Genomic DNA, 20417 nt, shown 5'->3' on the forward strand with positions numbered 1-20417 from the left:
CGCGGATGTCGATGCACCGCAGTCTAGACAGGCCCTCTGACGCGCCCTTGACGCAGGTCAAGCTGCCGGTGGAGGCGGGCCAGGCGCCCTGTGGCCTGCCATCCGCCGAGCAATCAAATTGCGTCGATCTTGACGGGGATCAATGTGGGACGTCCGCCGCCGGCCGATGCTGGCCGCGTCATCCTCCGATCGCAGGAGCCTCATCATGACGGAACGTCTGGCGCGATTGCTTATTATGGGTGTGGTGACCTACGGCGTGATGGCGCTGATCCACTACCTCTGGTTCTCTGACGTGAAGCCGATCGCATTCGCGCCCGAGGAGCAGGCCGGCTGGCGGGTCGACGTGGCGTCCTCCCTCGTCGCAGTCGAGATGGTCGGGGGCATTGTCGCGGCCCTGTCGGCATTTTTTCTTGTCGTGGTGATCTGGCGGCAGCGGCAGCGCCGGGCGTCCTGAAGAGGGCGGCGATCGATCGACCAACAGGCAGGCCGGGAGACAGGCATGATCAAGGATATTCTCGTCAAGCTGGAGCGGGACCCGTCGCGCAACGCGGCACTATGTGGCTACGCAATCTCGATCGCGGAGGCGTTCGAGGCCCATGTCGCAGGTGTCGCGTTCACCCATGCGGGCATTCCGCCTTTCGTCCTCGCCGATGTGCCGGCGGACGTGATCCAGAAGCTGCTCGACGAAAGCGCCGCGGTTGCCCGGCAGGCGGCGGACCACTTCCAGCAGGCCGCGGCGCGCAGCCGCCTGTCCATCGAGCAGCATGTGTTCGCCGACACCGACCTGCTGCCGTCCGAAGTGTTTTCGGACATGGCACGCCGGTTCGACCTCGGCGTGATCATGCAGTCCGATGGCGAGAAGGGCGTCCACAATGATCTGCTGATCGAGACGGCGCTGTTCGGCTCCGGCCGGCCGGTCATGCTGGTGCCCTATATCCAGAGGGACGGCCTCAAGCTCGACCGTGTGGTGTGCTGCTGGGACGGCGGGCGGCCGGCGACACGGGCCATCCATGACGCCATGCCGCTGCTGAAGCGGGCGCGCGTGGTCGAGCTGCTGATCGTCACCAACGACCGCAAGCCGGCGGAGCGCGATGTGCGGGGGCTCGAGATCGGGCGCCATCTCGCCCGCCATGGCCTGAAGGTAGAGGTCGAGGTGGTGCCGGCCGCCGGCATCGGCGTCGCCGACGTCATCACCTCCCATATCGCCGATTGCGGCGCCAACCTGCTGGTGATGGGCGGCTACGGCCATTCCCGGCTGCGCGAGGTGGTGCTCGGCGGTGCGACCCGCGGCATCCTCAAGGAAATGACCGTGCCGGTGCTGATGTCGCACTGAGCGGCGATCTAAAGCCAAGGGGCGGAGCGGCGTGCGCTGCTCCGCCCCTTCTTTCTTGGTTTCGCGGTCAGGAGCTGCGCTGGCGGGGCCACAGTGCGGCGAGCACCAGCACGGCGACGACCAGCACGACGGCGACCATCGTTTGCATGATCCCGAAGTTGAGCGCGTCACGCGCCACGAACAGCGCCGTGATCGGCGCAGCGACCAGCAGCAGCAGGCGAACAAGCAGCGACATGACACTCACTCTCCGGTGGCGTGAGGCGGAACCGGCCTCATGACCGCAGGATGGCGGAGTTCAGCGTATCGCGACTTGAGCTGAGTCAAGTCAGGCGCGGACGAGCCCGGCGAGCCGCTGCCTGGTCGCAGGCCAGTCCGCGGCGACGATGGAGAAGCGGGCGGAATCGCGTGCGGTGAGGTCGGGGGCCATGCGATGGGCGCGCAGCACGCCCTCGAAGGTTGCGCCGAGCCGCGCGATCGCGGCGCGCGAGCGCTCGTTGCGGGCATCGGTGTGCAGGCACACCCGCAGCACCTCCCAGCGCTCGAAAGCAAAGGTCAGCAGCAGCGCCTTGGCTTCGGTGTTGATGCCGGTGCGGATGGCCGTTCGCGCCAGCCAGGTGTGGCCGATCTCGCAGGCGTCGGGCGCGGCGCGGCCGTGGCGCGGATGTCCTGCGGGCCAATTCCAGCGCTCCAGATTCCAGAACCGCGTCGAGCCGACCACGCGATCGTCCGCGCGCCGCACGATGGCGAAGGGCAGGGCGATGCCGTCGCGTTGCCAGCTGCGTGCGGTTGCGACATAGCGCGCCGCCTCGGCTGCTGTCCCCGGGACGAAGGTCCACTGGTAGGCGGAGCGATCGGTGGCCGCGGCCACCAGCCCCTCGATATGGTGCTCGCCGAGCGGTTCGAGGCGGACCAGGCGGCCCTCGAGCACGGTATCTTCCATGGTGTCCATCTGACGGGGTGCGGCAGTCGATGCGGGAGGCAGGCGGGACCTTACGCGATCGGTGAGCGTTCGTCGCGTCCGTTCGCGCATCGGCGCCATGCGGCGCGCCGCTGGTCCGGACATAATTCTCATGTTAAGCGATTTTCGATCATCGGCTGCTGTTGGATTGCGAAGGACTTATGCAGGAGAAGGGCGTCTACGACTTCATCGTCACCGGAGCGGGATCGGCGGGCTGCGTGCTGGCCGCGCGTCTCAGCGAGAGCGGCCGCTATTCGGTGCTTCTTCTGGAGGCCGGCCCCGAGGACAACGGGTTCTGGGTGCACGCCCCGCTCGGCTATCCCATGCTGTTCGCCAATCCCAAATACAACTGGATGTTCGACAGCGAGCCGCTGCCGGAGCTCAACGGCCGGCCGACCTACCAGCCGCGCGGCAAGGTGCTCGGCGGCACCAGCTCGATCAACGGCATGATCTACATCCGCGGCAATGCCCGCGATTATGACGAGTGGCGCCAGCGCGGCTGCGACGGCTGGAGCTACGACGAGGTACTGCCGTATTTTCGCAAGGCCGAGGACCAGCAGCGCGGCGGCGACGCCTTCCATGGCACCGGCGGGCCGCTCAAGGTGTCCGATCATCCGGAGACCTACGAGCTGGCGGACGCCATCATCGCCGCCGGCGTCGAGGCCGGCATTCCCGCCAACCGCGACTTCAACGGCGCGAAGCAGGAAGGTGTCGGCTACTACCAGACCACGACCTACAAGGGGCGGCGCTGGAGCACGGCGAAGGGCTACCTCAAGCCGGCGCGCGGCCGCGGCAATCTCACGGTCGAGACCGGCGCGCATGCGTCGCGCCTGCGCTTCGATGGCCGCCGCGCCACTGGCGTCGAGTTTCGCACCGCCTCCGGCGCCATGGCCTATGCCACGGCGCGCAAGGAGGTGATCGTGGCCGGCGGCGTATTCGGCTCGCCGCAACTGCTGATGCTGTCGGGCATCGGCCCGGCGCAGCATCTTGCTGACATGAACATCCCGGTGGTGCACGATCTGCCGACAGTGGGCGGCAACCTGCATGACCATTTCTATATCCAGCTCATGTTCCGCTGCCCCAAGCCGATCACGCTTAACGATCTGGCGAAGAGCTGGCCGATGAAGCTCAAGGCGGGCATGCAGTACCTGCTGCAGGGCAAGGGTATGCTGGCAGGCAACGGCATCTACGCCGGCGCCTTCGTGCGCAGCGACGAGCGGCTCGAGCGCCCCGACCTGCAGATCAACATGAATGCCTGGAGCGTTGCCGAGCGCACCCGCACCGGCATGGTGCCGCATCCATTCCCGGGCTTCACCATGAGCCCGGTGCATCTCAAGCCGGAAGGCCGCGGCACCGTGCGGCTCAAGAGCGCCGATCCCTTCGCCGCGCCGTCGATCCGCTTCAGCTTCCTGCAGACCGACTACGACATGCAGGCGATGATCAGTGGCATCCGCCTGGTGCGCAAGATCTCGCAGCAGCCGGCGCTCAAGCCCTACGTCACCGAGGAGCTGCAGCCGACGCTGGCATGCGAGAGCGACGCCGACATGGCGGCGTTCATCCGCAAGCTCGGCTACTCCAACCTTCATCCGGTCGGCACCTGCCGCATGGGCTCGGATGCCACCGCCGTGGTGACGCCGCAGCTCAAGGTCAACGGCATCGACGGGCTGCGCGTGGTGGACGCCTCCGTGATGCCGACGGTCGTCGCCGGCAACACCAACGCGCCGACCATCATGATCGCGGAGAAGGCCTCCGACATGATCCTGGCGGACGCACGGTAGAACAAGATCAGACCTCAGTCGTCGTCGCCGGGCAGCGCGATCCGTCTTTGACGGATCGCTAGGACCAAGGTCTCCCGGCGACCCCGATAAGGAAGGCACCGCGTCCCTCAGCGAGGTGGCCGGGACAAGCCCGGCCACGACAGCGGTGGAATGTGGAGTGCTTGCTTTCTTCCTCCGAGGGACGTGAGGGCTTGCGTTTTCTCTGTCGTCGCCGGGCTTGTGAGCGATGCCGAGGCGTCCCGACGCACGCCCGCCCGCGCCGTTGACCGGCACCGCCGGCGCGTTTATTAACATGTGAAGTAATTCTCGACGGGGCTGCCATGATCAAGCGGATCACCATTGTCGCACGCAAGGACGGCCTGTCGGATGCCGAGTTCGACCGGCGCTGGCGCGTGCAGCACGCTCCCATGGTGCTGTCGCTGCCGGGCGTGTGCGGCTATGTGCAGAACCAGGTGACGGAGGCGACGACGCCGGATGCCAAGGGCCGCCGCATCGACGGCTTCGCCGAAATCTGGTTCGAGAGCCGTGCGGCGATGGACGCCGCGCTCGCCACCGACACCTGGCGGGCGATCGTCGCTGATGCGCAGGAGTTCATGGGCGAGATCGCCGGTTATTCCATCGAGGAACGGGTGTTCCGCCCGGTCGCGCAACCGGCCGCCTGATGTCGGACGCGGCCATGCCGACGCTGTCGCTCGCGCATATCAGCCTGCTGCCGGCGTCGCCGCTTGAGATGATCGAGGCGGGCGCTGCCGCCGGCTTCGACTGTGTCGGCATCCGGCTCGAGCCGGCGCTGGCCGACGAGGCGCGTTTTCCGGTCACGCCGGGCTCGCCGATGATGCGCGAGATTGCGGCGCGGCTCGATGCCACCGGCCTGCGCCTGCTCGATGTCGAGGTGTTTCGCCTGATCTCCGGCCTGCGGTTCGCACGCTATCGCGGCGTGCTGGAAGCCTGCGCCGCGCTCGACGCGCGCGAGCTTCTGGTCACCTGTGATGTCGCCGATGAAGGCGAGGCGGCTGACTTGCTGGCCGACGCTGCCGACGTCGCCGCGGAGTATGGCCTGTTCGTCAATCTCGAATTCATGCCGTTCCAGGCCGTGCGCACGCTCGACATCGCTTCACGGCTCGTCGCCCGGGCGGATCGCCCCAATGCCGCGGTGCTGATCGATGCGCTGCACGTCCATCGCGCCGGCGTGTCGGTTGCGAACCTTGCGGCCTTCGACAAGCGCCGCATGCGCTACATCCAGCTGTGTGACGGCACGGCGCCGCCGCCGGACTTCGACACCATGCTGTTCCAGGCGCGCTATGAACGCCTGATGCCGGGTGAGGGCGTGCTTCCGCTGCGCGACTATCTGCGCGCGCTGCCGCGCGACTGTCCGCTGTCGCTGGAGGTGCCGATGCGCGGCCGTCTTGCCGAGATCGGCGCGCTGGAACTGGCGCAGCAGGCGATGCGCACCACGCGCGCGCTGCTGGCAGCGCTGGACGATTCGGCTGCATCCTGATGCGTGCGGATGATCGGCATGTTCCGTGATGTTCGTGTGCACAATGGGCGTGCGTTGACAGCCAATACCTGCCAACCTACCATCCCCGCCGTTATCGGTCGTCCGGCCCTGCGCCGGAGATCGATGGGGAAACTCAGCTTCATTCGCGCGGCATGCGCCGCGCTTCCCGCCTCGCTTCTTCAGATCACGCGGGCCGACCATCACCGTTTGCGGCTGAGCCGTGCCCGCTTGCCGGGGCGTCGTGTGGGGCGCGCGCGGCTTCGACCATGAAAGGACATGTCATGACTGTCAGCGCGGACGGTGACGTCACGCCCCTGCTGTTCCAGCCGCTCAGGATCCGCGATCTTATCCTGAAGAACCGGGTGGTGATCTCGCCGATGTGTCAGCATGCGGCTGACTTCGGCAAGGCGACCGACTGGCATCTCGTCCATCTCGGCCGTTTCGCCATCGGCGGCGCCGGGCTGGTTTTCGTGGAGAGCACGGCGGTCGATCCGCGGGCGCGCGTCGGTGTCAACGACGTCGGCCTGTGGGCGGACGATCAGATCGAACCGTTGCGCCGCATCGTGCGATTCGTGCAGGACAACGGCGCCAGGATCGGCGTGCAGCTCGCCCACACCGGCCGCAAGGCGGGCTCGGAAGCGCTGTGGGATGGTGGCCGTGCGCTGACCGAAGCGCAGATGGCCGCCTCCGGTGAGCCGTGGCGGCGCGCTGGTCCCAGCGCGATCGCCGCCGGTCCGGAATGGACGGTGCCGGATGAGATGACGCCGGCCGATATCCAGGAGACCATCCGGCATTTCGCCGACGCCACGCGGCGCGCCGAGCGCGCGGGCTTCGATGTCATCGAACTGCATTTCGGCCATGGCTATCTCGCGGCGAGCTTCCTGTCGCCGAAATCCAACCTGCGGACCGATGCCTATGGCGGCTCGCTGGAGAACCGTATGCGCATGCCGCTGGAGGCCGCCGCGGCGGTGCGCGCGGCCTGGCCGCAGCACAAGCCGCTGTTCGTGCGCATCTCCGCCGTCGACGGCGCCGAGGGCGGCTGGAGCCTCGACGATTCGGTGGTGCTGGCGCAGCGCTTCAAGGCGATCGGCGTCGACGTCATCGATTGCTCGTCCGGTGGCCTTGGCGAGGAGACGCGCTCGACCAACGTGCCGCGCGGGCTCGGCTTCCAGGTGCCGTTCGCGGACCGCATCCGCCGCGAGGCCGGCATGCTGACCCAGGCGGTCGGCGTCATCCTCGACGGCCTGCAGGCCGAACGCATCCTGCAGCAGGGCCAGGCCGACCTGATCGCGGTCGGTCGTGAGGCGCTGTTCGATCCGAACTGGGCGGTGCACGCCGCCTATGCACTCGGCTTCGATCCCGAATTCAGGACATGGCATTTCCGCCATGGCGGCTGGCTCGCCAAGCGCGAACCGCTGATCCGCAAATTGCAGGACGAGGCGCAGCGTGCCGCGGCGGCGAGCGGCGCTCGCAGCTGATCCTTCATTCAGACCCGAAAAGGACCACCCCATGCGCTATCGTCGGCTCGGCAATTCCGGACTGAAGGTGTCCGCGATCGGCCTCGGCTGCAACAACCTGTCGCTGCGCATCGATCTCGATGCGTCGAAGGCGGTGGTGAATGCGGCGCTCGATGGCGGCATCACCCTGTTCGACACCGCGGATGTCTATGGCGACGGTGGCTCTGAGGAATTTCTCGGCAAGCTGCTCGGCGCACGCCGCCGCGACATCGTGCTCGCCACCAAGTTCGGCATGCCGTTCAAGGGCGAGCAGGCAAAGAGCGGCGCCAGCAGGCGCTACATCATGCAGGCGGTCGAGGACAGCCTCAAGCGTCTCGGCACCGACTGGATCGACCTCTACCAGATGCACAAGCCGGACGCCGACACGCCGGTCGAGGAGACGTTGCGCGCGCTCGAGGACCTGCGCCGCCAGGGCAAGGTGCGCTATTTCGGCTGCTCGCAGATGGCGCCGACCGACGTCGTCGAGTCGGCCTGGGCGGCGCGGCTGCTGCAAGTCGAGGGCTTTGTCAGCAGCCAGCACGAGTATTCGCTGCTGGCGCGCGGCATCGAACAGACCGTGCTGCCGCAGCTGCGCAAGTACCATATGGGCCTGCTGCCGTTCTTCCCGCTCGCCAATGGCCTGCTCAGCGGCAAGTACCGCAGCCTGTCGGAGCTGCCGCAGGGCTCGCGCTTGGCCACGCCGAACACGCCCTGGCTGCAGCGCGAGGCGGCGAAGCTTCTGAACGACGACAAGATCACGCAGGTGCAGAAGCTCGATGCATTCGCCCGTGCGCGCGGCCGCACCAGCCTCGAACTCGCCTTCGCCTGGCTGCTCGCCAACCCGGTGGTCGGCAGCGTCATCGCCGGCGCGTCACGCCCCGACCAGGTGGCCCAGAACGCGGCCGCCCATGCCTGGGAGCTTGATGCCGGCGAGCTGCAGGCGGTCGAGGCGCTGCTTGCCGGCTGAGAGCGTGAGACGGATGGCCGTGCTCCCCATGCCGCGTCATTGCCGGGCTTGACCCGGCAATCCAGCTTCACGTCATCGCGTGCGGCAGGAAAGCAAGCTGGATGCGCGGGTGACTTTAGTCCTGGCGATCCGTCGAAGACGGATCGCGCTGCCCGCGCATGACGCCGAGTTGGGAGCGCAGCTGTGCCAGCGCATATGAACCCGTAGCCCGGATGAGCGCAGCGATATCCGGGATGTTCACACGGCGCGAGACCCGGATGTCGCCGCGCTCATCCGGGCGACACCAATGTCTGGCGCCTCACACCAGCGACGCGCCGCCGTCGAGCATCAGCACGGTGCCGGTGGCGTAGGGGTTGGTCGCCAGCATCAGCAGCGCGGCCGCGATGTCGTCAGGCTTGCCGACGACACCCGCCGGATAGTGCGCCGCCATCTTGGCGATCATCGCCGCGCGCGCCTCCGGCGCCATGCCGCTCCACAGCTCGGTGTCGACGAGCGCGGGCGAGACCGCGTTGACGCGCAGCGGCCGCAGGTCGAGCGCGAGCCCGCGCGTCAGGCCCTCGATCGCCGCATTGATCGCGCTCATCAGCGCAAGGCCGGGGCCCGGCCGCTGCGAACGGAAGCCGGCGATGAAGCCGAGCGAGCCGCCGGGCGCCATCTTGACGGCGCGCGCGATGCGGTAGATGCCCCAGAACTTGCTGTTCATCGCCGCCTGCGCCTCGGCGATGCTGATGTCATGGATCGGTGCGATACGCACATCGGCGGCGGTGACCACCACATGGTCGTAAGCCTTGTCGGCGGCGAAGAAGCGCTCGACAGAGGCGTCGTCGGTGACGTCGATGACGCCGTGAGCCACCGATCCGCCGAGCGCGGCGGCGGCGGTTCGCAGCTTGTCGGCCGAGCGTGAGGCAAGGGTGACGTCAGCGCCGGCGGCGAGGGCTGCTTGCGCGGTGGCGAAGCCGATGCCCGAGCTGCCGCCGACGACAAGAACCTGGCGGGAACGAAGATCCATTGGATTATCCTTATGAAGAGGCGCGGCGCGCGCCCATGAACTCGGCAAGCAGCGGCAGCTGCGACAGCAGCATGGCATCGCCGTAATGGATGGTGGCGCCGCGTCCGGCGGCAGCCTGCAGCAACGGCGTCTCGCGCGGCGTCATGATGACTTCGGCGACCACCGTCTGCGCTGTGACGCCGGCGATGTCGAACGGCAGCGGATCGTCGGCTTTCATGCCGGCGCTGGTGCCGTTGATGGCGATGTCATGGCCCGACGGATCCGGGCCGCCGATGCCGATGTCGCAGGCGGGGAACGCCGCGCGCACGCGTGTCGCGAGCTCTTCGCCGCGTGCTGCCGTACGGTTGTAGATGGTGATGCGTGCGGCGCCGGCCTCCGCGAGGCCGAAGACGATGCCTGCGGCGGCACCGCCGGCGCCGGCAATGAAGATGCGCTTGCCGCGGGGATCATGCCCATGGGTGCGCAGGCCTTCGACGAAGCCGAGGCCGTCGAGCTGGTCGCCGACCAGCCGGCCATCCGCCTCGCGGCGCACTACATTGACGGCGCCGACGCGCTGGGCGCGCGCCGACACCTCATCGAGCAGCGGCACCACCGCCATCTTGTGCGGGACGGTGACGCAGAAGCCCTTGAGATTCTCCAGCACGCGTGCGCCGGTGAGAAAGGTCGCGAGATTGTCCGGACGCACGTGAAACGCGAGCATGACCGCGTTCACGCCCCAGTCGCGAAACAGCGCGTCAAATCGCCACGGCGAGGTTACATGCGCGACGGGGTCGGCGACGGTGCCGAAGATCAGGGTGTTGCCATTGAGCGAGGAAGTGGTCATGCGCCGGCCGGATCGAGCGAGGAGAGGAGGATGTGTGCAGGGGTGAAACGGCGCGCGGCAGCGCGGTGCGCAAAAGCCGGCAGCGTGTTTGACTTCAGATATTTAACATGATTACTAATTTTCTCAAGCGCGGAGCAACCGCGCGGCAGGGGAGAAAACATGACGATCACGCGACTGTCCGCGGCGCTTGCGCTCGCGGTGCTGAGCCATGCGATGCCGTCCATGGCGGCCGAGCCGATCAGGATCGGCTTCAACAGCGACCTCTCCGCGTCGCCGTCGGCGCAGAGCAGCCAGCATGCGCTGCTCGGCTTCGACGCCGCGATCGCTGATATCAACAAGCAGGGCGGCGTGCTCGGCCGGCCGCTGGAGCTGGTGGTGCGTGACGACGTCGCGCAGCCGCCGAAGGCGATCCAGAACATGAGCGACCTGATCGACGGCGAGAAGGTGGTCGCGGTGATGGGGCCGACCAACTCCGGCAACGCGCTCGCCTGGAAGCACATCCCCAACGCTCGCAAGATTCCGGTGATCACCGTGCTCGGCACCGCCACCGGCATCACCCAGCCGATGGCGCCGGGCGCCGACAATTACATGTTCCGCCTGTCGGCCGTCGACCGCGAACAGGTGGTGGCGATCCTGACCTACGCCGCGAAGAACCCGGCGACCAAGAAGATCGCCGTGTTTGTCGAGACCACCGGCTATGGCCAGGGCGGGTTGAAGGACATCGAGGAGTTGAAGGGCCTCTATGGCCTTGCCCCGGTGATCGTCGACAAGTTCAATGTCAGCGATACCGACATGACCTCGCAGCTCAACAAGATGAAGGCGGCGGGCGTCGACACCATCATCATGTGGGGGCAGGGCACGCCGATGGGGCACGTGCTGCGCAGCATGGAGAAGATCGATTATTTCCCGATCGTGCTGACGAGCTGGGCGTCCGACAACAAGAGCTTCATCGATGCCGCAGGTCCCAAGCTCGGCAACATCCCGATCTTCCTGCGCACCATCGCGCCGGACTACACGCCGCGCCAGCAGCAGCTCTATGAGCGCGTCAAGGACAAGATCACCGCGCCGTCGGTGTTCTGGGCGACCTGCCAGGGCTATGACGCCATGAAGCTGCTGGCGCTCGCCATGCAGCAGGCCGGCACCACGGATGGCGATGCCGTGCGCAAGGCGCTGGAGAACCTCAAGGGGATCTATGAGGGTTACTCCAAGACCTACGACAAGCCGTTCTCGGCCGCCAACCATGAGGGCATCGCCGGGCCCGACTTCGTGTGGACGCGTTGGGTCGACGGCAAGCTGACGCGCTACAGCGACGCCGTGATCGCGGGCCTGAAGCCGGCGGACTTCAAGCGGCCGTGAGGGAATGGCCGCCTGCGTGCAACAGGGGGCGTCAGGGCGGCGCGAGTCGCCTATAGGCACGTCAATTCGCCGCCCCGAAGCGCATGCGCGTCTCGGGGCGGTGGCCGAGGTCGCCTCGCTTGGACAAGAGACTTGAAGGGAGCCATTGTCATGGAAGTCAGCCGGATCGGAATCCTGACGCGCAAGGCCGGCATGAGCCCGCAGGATTTCCGCCGCCACTGGTCGGAGGTCCATGGCTCGATGGTGAAACGCCTGCCGGGCCTCGTGCGCTACTATCAGCACCATGTGGTGGACACGAGCCAGCTCGGCATCGATCATGCCCGCGGCGCCTGGCAGGTCGATGGCTTCTCCGAGATCGTGTTCGAGAGCCGCGCGGCGCTCGATGAAGCGCTGAATTCGGCGGCGTTCACGCCGACCACCGGCGACGTCAGCAACTATGTCGACAGCATCCGCCTCGTGGTGTGCGAGAAGAACGTGGTGGTGCCTTCGCCGGAAGACAGCGGCCGGCCGTTCGTCAAGCGGATGTCGATCCTGACCCGCCGTCCCGACATCGATCACGCGCGCTTCGTTCATGAATGGACGGGCAAGCATGCCTGCGACGTGCCGGGCCTGCCCGGCATCATGGGCTACACCCAGAACGTCGTGATCGACCGCTACCGCACCATGACCGAGACAACGACGTGGGAGGATTTGCCGGTCGACGGCATCGTCGAGCTGTGGTTTCCCGATGCTGATGCCATCGTCAAGGCGTTCGCCTCGGCGCAGGCTGGCATCACCCAGACCCACGCCAAAGACTTCATCTCGACCATCACGACCTTCCTGGTGGAATCGCGCCGCCTGCTGTGAGCGGGGGCAGTGCCTATCGCCGTCATCCTGAGTGTCTGGCCGAGAAAGGCGATCGGCAACATGACATGGAGTGTTCGTCGTCATTCCGGGGCGCGCGCAAAGCGCGCGAGCCCGGAATCTCAGCAGCGCGGCATCGTCAAGATTCCGGATCGGCCCGCGATGCGGGCCGTCCGGAATGACATGTGACGGATCACGTTCGTCCAGCCTCGCACCTTGAGCTCAGCAGGCTTGAGGGCAGGCCGCCACCGCTCATCCGGCGATATCCACCACCACGCGGTTGGCGAGCTTCACCGGATCGGTCGACGGCTTGATGATCGAGGCACGCTTGAGGTCGCCGGTGATCTTGATGACCTCGCGGCGCAGCACGTCGCCGGCCGGATGATGGTCATGGGTGTGGCTGCGCAGCATGGCGGCGAGATCGGCCGCGGGCACCTTCGGGGTGTATTTCGAGAAGATCTGCGCCGCGTCGTCCGGATTGGCGGAGACGTGGATCGCGGCATCGCGGATCGCGTGGGTCAGCGCCGCCGCAGCAGCCGGATCCCTGGTCCACAGCGATGTGCGCACCCCGAGCGTGCAGCATGACAGGGTGGCGTAGTCGCCGGTGAGGTTGGAGGCGATCTCCACCAGCGTGCCATTGGCGCGCTGGTGGGTCAACCAGGCCGTCGGATCGGCGTCGGCGATCGCCTGGATTTCATCACGCTGCAGCGCCGTCGCCAGCAGGTCGGCGGGGAATTCGCGCCACTGCACGTCGGTCTGCGGATCGAGGCCGGCATCCGCCAGCAGGATGGCGAAGAAGTTGCGCGGCGGACCGGAGATGCTGGACACGCCGATGGTCTTGCCCTTCAGCTGGGTGATGTCGGTGAGACCGGACGTCTTGGTCACGAACAGGCGGGTGCAGCCGCCATGCATCCCGGTGGTGAGCTTGACGTCGATGCCCTGTTCCAGCGGCTTGAGCCAGCTCAGCAGCATGCTGGCGCCGACATCGGCCTTGTCGGTCGCCAGCGCCTGCAGCATCTGGTCGGTCGTGCCGGCGTACTGGATGAACTCGACCTCGAGGTTGTGCCTCGCGAAATAGCCGCGCTCGAGCGCCACGGGAATGGCGGCGGTGCAGATCGCGGTGCCGCTGTAGGCGAAGCGGATGTGGCGCGCCGGGCCCTTCGGCTCCGCGGTCGGACTGTCGGAGGTGCGGCAGATCGGGGCGTCGGCGAGCGGATCGGCGATGCGCGTGCCAAAACCGGGGAAGGCGCGAGCGCTGCTCAGCACGCCGAGCGGTGCGGCGGCGCCGAGCGCGGCGGCGAAGCCGAGCAGGCCGCGGCGCGAAGTCAGCGTGCGCCGGGATGTGTCGGATGAGGCGGAAGCGGTCAGTGGATGATCATCGAGATGGGACATGGGGCACTCCTTGAGAAAATGTCGGAAGAAAATGTCGTATGGAAAGGGTGGTCAGGCGCTGGACGCCGCGCGCCAGCGCGTCGCGCGGCGCTCCAGCGCTTCCAGCACGGCGTTGAAAACGAGCCCCATCGCGGTGATCGCGAGGATGCCGAAATACATCTGCGGGATCAGGAAGCTGTACTGGCCGTAGATGATCAGGAAGCCGAGGCCGGCCTTGGCGCCGACCATCTCGGAGGCGACCAGCACCAGCATCGCGGCGGCGCTGGCGAGGCGAACGCCGACGAAGATCGTCGGTGCGGCGGCCGGCAGGATCACCTTGATGAACAGCTGCAGCGGCGTCGCGCCCATGGTGCGCGCGGACTTGACCAGCAGCGGATCGACCTGGCGCACGGCGGCGATGGTGTTGAGCAGCAGCGGCCAGGCGCAGCTGTAGATCACCATGGCGACCTTGGAGACCTCGCCGATGCCGAGCAGCAGGATGAACACCGGCAACAGCGCCAGCGGCGCGGTGTTGCGCAGCACCTCGATCAACTGGTTGAGCGCGCGCCCCAGGCGTTCGGAGCGGCCGATCACGAGACCGAGCGGAACAACGGTGACGACCGCGATCAGGAAGCCGCTCAGTGCCCGGAACAGGCTGGCGCCGACATGCTCATAGAGCTGGCCGTTGAGCGCGAGCTGCCAGCCGGCGTCGAGCACCTCGGACAGCGGCGGCAGGAACGCCGGGTCGGTCAGGCCGAGCCGCGGCGCGGCTTCCCACAGCGCGAGCAGCGCCAGCACCAGCGCCGAGCGGCGCCCGAAGGCAGCGAGCCGCCGCAGCCCTGCCGCCAGCCGCGGCAGGATGATCGCCGGCTTGCGGCGGGGATCGTCGGATGCGCCGCGCACGGCGCGGGGCAGGTCGAAGCTGGTGTCGAAACTAGACATGGGCCGGCTCCTGTCGTGGCTGGCTGATGGCGGCGGCCGTGTCGCTGCGTGCGGCCTGCTCCTGCTGAGTCCTGAGCACTTCGTCGCGCAGCAGCGTCCAGACCTGATGCCGGACCTCGCCGAACAGCGGCAATGCGCGGACGTCGTCGCTGTCGCCGCGCAGCGTCTCCGGAATGTCGATGATCTGCTTGATCCGTCCCGGGCGCGCGGTCATCACAGCGACGCGCTGCCCGAGCACGATGGCTTCGTCGATGCCATGGGTGATGAAGACGATGGTCTTGCCGGTGGCGCGCCAGATCCGCAGCAGCTCGGCCTGCAGCTGTTCGCGGGTCTGCGCGTCGAGCGCCGCGAACGGCTCGTCCATCAGCAGCACCTCGGGATCGTAGGCAAGGCTGCGGGCGATCGCGACACGCTGCTTCATGCCGCCCGACAGTTCGTGCGGATAGCGGTTGGCGAAGGCCGCGAGATTGACGAGATCGAGATAATGTTGCGCGCGGGCGCGGCGCTCGACGGCACTGAGGCCGGCGACCTCGAGGCCGAACTCGACGTTCTGGATCGCGGTGCGCCAGGGAAACAGCGCATATTGCTGGAACACGATGCCGCGGTCGCGGGCGGGCCCGGTGATCGGCTTGCCGTCGAGCAGGATGCGGCCGCTGCTCGGCGTCGTCAGCCCGCCGAGCAGATCGAGCAGGGTGGACTTGCCGCAGCCGCTCGGGCCGACGATGGCGAGGAATTCGCCGGGATGCACATCCAGCGTGATGTCGTCCAGTGCGGTGAAGCGGCGTGGCGGTCCGCCGCCGTCACCGCGGACCTCGAATTCCTTGCGGACCTGCTCGAGGCGGATCTTGGCGGTGCTCACTTGGCCGCCCCGGTCGTCTTGGCTGACGTCTCGGCCGCGTAGGGATTGAATTCGTTGGTGTAGAGATCGGCGGCCTTCAGCTGGCCCGCCTTGAGCGTGCCGTCCTTGACCAGCCAGTCGATCCACACCTGCAGCTGCTGGTCGGTGATTACGCCGCCGGGATCGGCGATGCCCGTGCTATTCCAGTACTTGATGGCGGACGCATCCTCGTTGCGCTTGCGTGCGGCGATGATCTTTTCGAAGCGGGCGCGCACTTCGCTGGGCGGCGTGGTGCGTTCCCATTCGATCGCCCTGGCGATGCCTTCGACCAGCTTGCGCGCGGCGGCCGGGTTGTCGCGGATGAATTTGGTGTGCAGCACGTAAGGTCCGCCGGTGAAATGTCCGAACAGCTCGATGTCGGAGAACAGCTTGCGGATGCCGCCGCGCTCCAGTGCCTTGTCGCGCAGCACGCCGGCAAGCGTCGTGACCTCGACCTGGCCCTGGCGCAGCGCCTGCTCGCCGGTCACCGGCGGCACCACCACCAGCGTCACCTGGCGGATCTCCTCCGCGGTGAGGCCGCCGCGGGTGAGGTACTCGCGCAGCACGAATTCGAGATGGGCGCCGAGCGTGTTGACGGCGACCTTCTTGCCGATGAGGTCGCGCGGGCCGCGGATCGGGCTGTCGTCCTTGACGAAGAAGCCCTGCCAGGTGTTGTCGTCGGAGCCGTAGTTGCCGATCACCGCCTTGACCGGCGCCTTGGCGGCGATCAGTTTGATGACGGCACCGTAGAAGGCGCCGCCGATGTCGACGTCGCCGGTGGCGACGCTCTGAATGTCCTGCGGACCGCTGATGGTGTTGCCGACATATTTCAGCTTCAGCGGCGCGAGGTAGCCGAGATCCTCGGCGAGTTCGTGAAAGCTGACCTGGCCGGCCCAGCCCTGGTAGCGGATTTCGGTCTTGTCGAGCGCCGGCTCGGCGAAGGCCTGGCCGAGCGCGGCGCCGAATGCCGCCGCAGCGAAGGCGAGGCGGCGCAGCGCCCCGAGGACGGGGCGCCTGGCGGCGAAGGCCTGGCCTTGGGATGACGATGTATGGGTCATGGCATGAGGTCCGGTGTGTGGAGGATGCGCTTACGCGGCCTTGATCGCGGGCTTCGGCGCCTTGATCCGCGTCGTGCTGCGGCGGCCGTCGACGCTCACCGGCACGTCGCCGTCGACGGTGGCGCGGCGCACCACGCGATGCGCATCGCCATAGTCGTTGACGGCGTAGTGCTGGGTGGCGCGGTTGTCCCAGATCGCGACGTCGCCGGCCTGCCAGCGCCAGCGCACGGTGTTCTCCGGCGCGGTGATGTGCGACTGGAATAGATCATAGAGCTTCTGGCCGTCGCCCTTCGGCAGGCCGACAAGGCGCTGCACGAAGTTGCCGAGCAGCAGCGTGCGCTCGCCGGTCTCGGGATGCACCCGCACCACCGGATGCTCGGTCTCATAGACCGTGCCGGTGAACACCTCCTCGAAATGTTTGCGGTCGGCCTCGCTGGCGCGGGTCTTCACCGCGGCATAGTCGTAGGCATTACTGTGCACGGCCCACAGTTCGTCGGCGAGGCGCTGCAGCGGCTTCGGCAGGCTGTCATAGGCGGCAGCGGTGTTGGACCAGACAGTATCGCCGCCGAACGCCGGGATCACCACGCCGCGCAGCACCGAGAATTTGGGGTAGGCGTCGACGAAGGTGACGTCGGTGTGCCACTGGTCGGCGCGGCCGCCGCCACGGGCGGAGTCGAGCTCCAGGATCGAGGACGTGCCCTTGATCGCGCCGACGGTCGGATGCGGCACCAGCGCGCCGAGCCGCTGCGCGAAGCGCTCCTGCTCGGCGTCGTCGAGGTGGCTCTGGCCGCGGAAGAAGATCACCTTGTGCTTGAGCAGCAGCTGGTTGATGGTCCGGATCGCCGCATCCGGCAAGTCGCCGGCGAGGCGCACATTGCGGATTTCGGCGCCGAGCCGGCCGGCGAGCTGCACGGCATCGATATTCGCTGCGGGGGCCGTCACAGAAGATTGGCTCATCATCAACTCCATGCGTTGCGTGACGACCGGCGGTTCGATGAAAAGGCGCCGCGGGTCACCGGTCGCCATGCATCCGGCAGCGCATCGAGGTCTGTTCGGCCGAGGCCGGTGACAGGCCGGCGCCGGAGCGCCGGCCTGTCTGGCGATCATTCCGCCGCGGCGCGGGCCGCGGGCGTGCGGACGGCGCTCGCATAGAGCGCGGGCTCGAAATCCTCCGCGATCGGACCGTTGATCCGCGCGGCGTGGGCGTCGAGATCGGCGAGGAACAGGTCCTGGCTGATGCGACGGACGATGCCGGGGATGTCGCGCTTGAAGCTGGGGATGTCGCCGACCGGCAGGCCGTAGCTGACAAAGGCCGCCGGATTGAAGACATGGATGTCCCTGAGATAGGGCGCCTGGCCCAGAGTCTTTTCCAGGTATTCATGACCGGCGCCGAGATAGGGATGGTTGGCAAGGCCTTCGTGTTCGTCGCCGGGCGGCGGCGCGAAGCGATCGCGCCACAGCAGGATCTGCTCGGCGAAATCCTTCAGTTCAGGACGCGCGCCCGGATCGATGAAATAGCCGGTGCCGGCGATGGCGAAATCGAAGGCGAACTCCGCGTCCGTGGCGTGGGCGATGATGCGGCCGTCACGCAGCTGCGCCGCGCTCCATTCCGAGGCGAGATGCAGGTGGAAGTTCGGAAACCGGGTGACGCGGGTGATCGCGTCGACGGGCGGTGTAGAGCCGTCGCGCTGGAAGCGCAGCGCCTGCTGCCAGCGCAGCGCGTCGGGCAGCGCATAGTAGTTGTCATAGGCGCCGGGGTAGCTGCGCAGGCGGATGACCGGCACCGCCGCGATGGTGGCGCGGCGCGCGAACAGGTGGACGTCGGCGGCGCCGGCTTCGAGCGCCACCGCGGCAGCGTCGAAGGCCGAGGCCGCCCCGCCGAGCACCGCCACCGACTTGCCGCGCAGCGCCGCGAAGTCGATCGGCTGCGAGGTGTGGGCATAGGCATGGGCCGGCAGGTTGCGGCTCAGCACCGGCGGAATCGCCGGGCCGCCATTGCCGGCGACGCCGTTGGCGAGGATGACCTTGCGCGCCGTCTCGGTGCGGAGCTCGCCGTCGATATCGAGATGCAGGCGGAAGTGGCCGTCCTGCGGCTCGATGCGCAGCAGCTTGGTACGGTAGCGCACGGCAATGCCGACGGTCTCGCGATACCAGGTGAGATATGCGGCCCAGTCGGTGCGCGCAATGCGGTCGAGCGTGGCATAGGCGTCAGCGCCCTGGCGCGCCTCGTACCAGGCCTGGAAGCTTAAGCCCGGCAGGCCGAGTTCGGGCCCGACCAGCGTCTTGGGCGTTCGCAGCTTGTTCATCCGCGCCCGCGTCAGCCAGACGCCCGCGGCCGCGGGGCCGTCGGCGCCGTCGATCACCGTGACATTGCCGATGCCGGCGCGACGCAGGGCGAAAGCAAAGGTGGTGCCGGACTGGCCGCCGCCGATGACAGCGACATTGTGGTCGATGCCGGGGCGCGCAGGCACCCAGTTCTCGGGATCGGGCCCGATCAGGCGGAGAGTGTTTTCGGCGTCGGCATCGGGGAAACGGGACATTCTGAAACTCGTTCTGGATTGCGAAGGAATGGTCGGTCGATCGGGTGACGAGGGAAGTGAGGTTCAGCCGCCGAGCACGCCGAGATAGGTGCGGCCGATCAGGTCGTGCGCGGCGTCGGAGTTCGGCGGGTGGAATGGGCCCGAGCGCACGTCGCGATAGAGCCGCTCGAGCTCGTTGCGGCGGTAGAGCGAGGACGCGCCGGCGATCTTGGTGGCGAGATCGACCACGCGCCGTGCGCCGTCGACCGCGTGCTGCTTGGCCGCAAGGATCTTGGCCGGCCAGTGCGGGCCGTGATCGACGCCGTCGGCCCAGTCGGTGGCGACACGGTCGAGCAGCGCCCAGATGCTGTCGAGCTCGATCGCGGCCTGCGCGACGTCGCGCTGGGTGTAGGGGTGGTGGGCATAGGTCTTGCCGCCGAGCGCCGCCGATACGCGCGTCTTGGCGCTGTCCACGGCGATGTCGAAGGCACGGCGGGCGATGCCGTAATACACCGCGCCGATCGCTGGAATGGCCGCGCCGAAGATGCCGTCGACAAACGGATCGGCGGGCGGCCCGGCCGGCAGGACGCGCGACACATAGGGCGCCTCCGCCACCGCGCCCTCGAGCACGGTATCGTCGCTGCGGGTGGCGCGCACGCCGATGGTGTCCCAGGTCTCCTCGGTGCGGTGGCCGCCGTCCTGGCGGCGGATGAAGGCGTGGACGATCCTGGGCTGCGCCGGATCGGTGTTGTCGAGGGCATGGAGGCCGAGCCAGTCCCACACCGGTGACAATGAGGTGAAGATCTTGCGTCCGGTGAAGCGGTAGGCGCCGTCGGGCAGCGGTTCGGCGACGACGGCCGAATTGCCGAGGCCGAGATCGTTGCCGATCTCGCCATGGCCGGCGGCGAAGATCTTGCCGGCGGCGGCCTCGCGCAAGATCCAGTCGGTGGAGTGGTCGCCCTTGCGCCAGAGATAGGCGGCGGTGCCGGTCCAGTACAGGTGCATGTTGATGGCGAGCGCCGTCGACGGCGCGTGATAGGCCAGGCGGGCCTGCTCGCGTATGATCTCCGGCGTCGTGAAGCCGAGGCCGCCGAATTCGGTCGGCACCGCGAGCCTGAGATAGCCGACCTCGCGCAGCGCCTCGAGATCCTCATAGAAGAAGCGGTTGTCGCGGTCATAGCCCGCCGCGCGGGCCTTGATTGCGTCGAGCAGCGTGTCGCTGAGCACGGTGCGGCCGCCGTGGCGGTCGGCGGCGGCGTGGGGCGTGGTGTCGATGCGTCGCAAAATCTGGTTCATGCCGTACCTTCCGTCGCGGACTGAGCACAAGGCCAAAATCCTAAAATCGGCCATCAAATAGTCAATAAAATGAATAGACTATTATTCGGCGTGGAACGCGCTGGCTGTTCCCGGATCGGCGCGTTGCGCGGCAGGCTTCGTTCGCATCACCGATTTTGCCGGGGCAGCCGCCCCGCGGAGGCCGCCACGAGTCGGGGCGCGGAGGCGGCCTGTCGTCGTGTCGCCGCGGTGAGGCTGCAGCATGGCGCCGTCGCTTGCTCGCACAACGGAGCGGGGTTTGTGCTCGCGTCGCG

Annotated in this window: 21 protein-coding genes; 9 read left to right on the plus strand and 12 right to left on the minus strand. The window is 67.7% G+C overall.

Annotated elements, in window-relative coordinates; translation table 11 throughout:
• The first annotated feature begins 205 nt into the window (after positions 1–205).
• Positions 206–454, plus strand: coding sequence for a hypothetical protein (locus tag AB4Z37_RS15595; protein WP_441517650.1), 249 nt, complete (start codon positions 206–208; stop codon positions 452–454).
• Between the two features lie 45 nt (positions 455–499).
• The gene (locus tag AB4Z37_RS15600) at positions 500–1333 is read left to right on the plus strand and encodes a universal stress protein (RefSeq protein WP_441517651.1); all 834 of its coding nucleotides are present in this window, start codon (positions 500–502) and stop codon (positions 1331–1333) included.
• A 67-nt stretch (positions 1334–1400) separates the two neighbouring features.
• Here AB4Z37_RS15600 and AB4Z37_RS15605 read toward each other — a convergent pair whose 3' ends face one another.
• Together AB4Z37_RS15605 and AB4Z37_RS15610 are read right to left on the minus strand one after the other, a co-directional pair.
• Positions 1401–1568 carry a hypothetical protein gene (locus tag AB4Z37_RS15605; RefSeq protein WP_441517652.1) on the minus strand — a complete coding sequence of 56 codons (168 nt, stop codon included), beginning with the start codon at positions 1566–1568 and terminating at the stop codon, positions 1401–1403.
• Positions 1569–1658: 90 nt separating this feature from the next.
• Positions 1659–2273: a GNAT family N-acetyltransferase gene (locus AB4Z37_RS15610; RefSeq protein ID WP_441517653.1), complete on the minus strand. Its 615-nt coding sequence runs from the start codon at positions 2271–2273 to the stop codon at positions 1659–1661.
• Between the two features lie 179 nt (positions 2274–2452).
• Here AB4Z37_RS15610 and AB4Z37_RS15615 point away from each other — a divergent pair, with 179 nt between their 5' ends.
• The 5 genes from AB4Z37_RS15615 (at position 2453) to AB4Z37_RS15635 (ending at position 8030) form a co-directional block, all read left to right on the plus strand.
• Positions 2453–4069, plus strand: coding sequence for a GMC family oxidoreductase (locus tag AB4Z37_RS15615; RefSeq protein ID WP_441517654.1), 1617 nt, complete (start codon positions 2453–2455; stop codon positions 4067–4069).
• Between the two features lie 320 nt (positions 4070–4389).
• On the plus strand, positions 4390–4731 hold the full coding sequence (locus AB4Z37_RS15620; protein ID WP_441517655.1) for an EthD family reductase: 342 nt from the start codon (positions 4390–4392) through the stop codon (positions 4729–4731).
• 14 nt (positions 4732–4745) lie between these two features.
• Positions 4746–5567 (plus strand): sugar phosphate isomerase/epimerase family protein, encoded by an 822-nt coding sequence (locus tag AB4Z37_RS15625; protein ID WP_441517656.1) that lies wholly within the window; start codon positions 4746–4748, stop codon positions 5565–5567.
• Between the two features lie 281 nt (positions 5568–5848).
• Entirely contained in the window at positions 5849–7045 is a 1197-nt protein-coding gene (locus tag AB4Z37_RS15630; RefSeq protein WP_441517657.1) for an NADH:flavin oxidoreductase/NADH oxidase, read from the plus strand.
• A gap of 31 nt (positions 7046–7076) precedes the next feature.
• Complete coding sequence (locus AB4Z37_RS15635) at positions 7077–8030, plus strand: aldo/keto reductase (RefSeq protein WP_441517658.1); 954 nt, start codon at positions 7077–7079, stop codon at positions 8028–8030.
• A 298-nt stretch (positions 8031–8328) separates the two neighbouring features.
• On the opposite strand, the gene AB4Z37_RS15640 is transcribed toward AB4Z37_RS15635, so the two are convergent.
• The 3 genes from AB4Z37_RS15640 to AB4Z37_RS15650 are packed head-to-tail and all read right to left on the minus strand — an operon-like array spanning position 8329 to position 10032.
• Positions 8329–9039: an SDR family oxidoreductase gene (locus tag AB4Z37_RS15640; protein WP_441517659.1), complete on the minus strand. Its 711-nt coding sequence runs from the start codon at positions 9037–9039 to the stop codon at positions 8329–8331.
• Between the two features lie 10 nt (positions 9040–9049).
• A complete protein-coding gene (locus AB4Z37_RS15645) occupies positions 9050–9862 on the minus strand; it encodes a shikimate dehydrogenase family protein (protein ID WP_441517660.1) in 813 nt (270 codons plus the stop codon).
• Positions 9859–10032, minus strand: coding sequence for a hypothetical protein (locus AB4Z37_RS15650; protein WP_441517661.1), 174 nt, complete (start codon positions 10030–10032; stop codon positions 9859–9861). Before AB4Z37_RS15650 ends, AB4Z37_RS15645 begins: the two co-directional genes overlap by 4 nt.
• Between AB4Z37_RS15650 and AB4Z37_RS15655 the strand changes: the two genes are divergently transcribed.
• Together AB4Z37_RS15655 and AB4Z37_RS15660 are read left to right on the plus strand one after the other, a co-directional pair.
• On the plus strand, positions 10022–11218 hold the full coding sequence (locus AB4Z37_RS15655) for an ABC transporter substrate-binding protein (protein ID WP_441517662.1): 1197 nt from the start codon (positions 10022–10024) through the stop codon (positions 11216–11218). The two genes, AB4Z37_RS15650 and AB4Z37_RS15655, sit on opposite strands and share 11 nt — an antisense overlap.
• A 150-nt stretch (positions 11219–11368) precedes the next feature.
• Positions 11369–12064 carry an EthD domain-containing protein gene (locus AB4Z37_RS15660; protein WP_441517663.1) on the plus strand — a complete coding sequence of 232 codons (696 nt, stop codon included), beginning with the start codon at positions 11369–11371 and terminating at the stop codon, positions 12062–12064.
• Positions 12065–12313: 249 nt separating this feature from the next.
• Here the strand turns inward: AB4Z37_RS15660 and AB4Z37_RS15665 are convergent, their stop codons facing one another.
• The 7 genes from AB4Z37_RS15665 to AB4Z37_RS15695 form a co-directional block, all read right to left on the minus strand.
• Entirely contained in the window at positions 12314–13453 is a 1140-nt protein-coding gene (locus AB4Z37_RS15665) for an ABC transporter substrate-binding protein (protein ID WP_441517664.1), read from the minus strand.
• Positions 13454–13504: 51 nt separating this feature from the next.
• Positions 13505–14374 carry an ABC transporter permease gene (locus tag AB4Z37_RS15670; RefSeq protein WP_441517665.1) on the minus strand — a complete coding sequence of 290 codons (870 nt, stop codon included), beginning with the start codon at positions 14372–14374 and terminating at the stop codon, positions 13505–13507.
• Positions 14367–15233 (minus strand): ABC transporter ATP-binding protein, encoded by an 867-nt coding sequence (locus AB4Z37_RS15675; RefSeq protein WP_441517666.1) that lies wholly within the window; start codon positions 15231–15233, stop codon positions 14367–14369. The genes AB4Z37_RS15670 and AB4Z37_RS15675 overlap by 8 nt, the downstream gene beginning before the upstream one ends.
• Positions 15230–16309, minus strand: a complete 1080-nt coding sequence (locus AB4Z37_RS15680; protein ID WP_441517667.1) for an ABC transporter substrate-binding protein — start codon at positions 16307–16309, stop codon at positions 15230–15232. The genes AB4Z37_RS15675 and AB4Z37_RS15680 overlap by 4 nt, the downstream gene beginning before the upstream one ends.
• 30 nt (positions 16310–16339) lie before the next feature.
• Entirely contained in the window at positions 16340–17266 is a 927-nt protein-coding gene (locus AB4Z37_RS15685; RefSeq protein ID WP_441517668.1) for a TauD/TfdA dioxygenase family protein, read from the minus strand.
• A gap of 146 nt (positions 17267–17412) precedes the next feature.
• The gene (locus AB4Z37_RS15690) at positions 17413–18849 is read right to left on the minus strand and encodes an NAD(P)-binding domain-containing protein (RefSeq protein WP_441517669.1); all 1437 of its coding nucleotides are present in this window, start codon (positions 18847–18849) and stop codon (positions 17413–17415) included.
• Between the two features lie 63 nt (positions 18850–18912).
• A complete protein-coding gene (locus AB4Z37_RS15695; RefSeq protein ID WP_441517670.1) occupies positions 18913–20124 on the minus strand; it encodes an acyl-CoA dehydrogenase family protein in 1212 nt (403 codons plus the stop codon).
• Between the last annotated feature and the right edge of the window lie 293 nt (positions 20125–20417).

Origin of the sequence: Bradyrhizobium sp. 2TAF24 (assembly GCF_052115025.1) — a bacterium.
Lineage (GTDB): Bacteria > Pseudomonadota > Alphaproteobacteria > Rhizobiales > Xanthobacteraceae > Bradyrhizobium_A.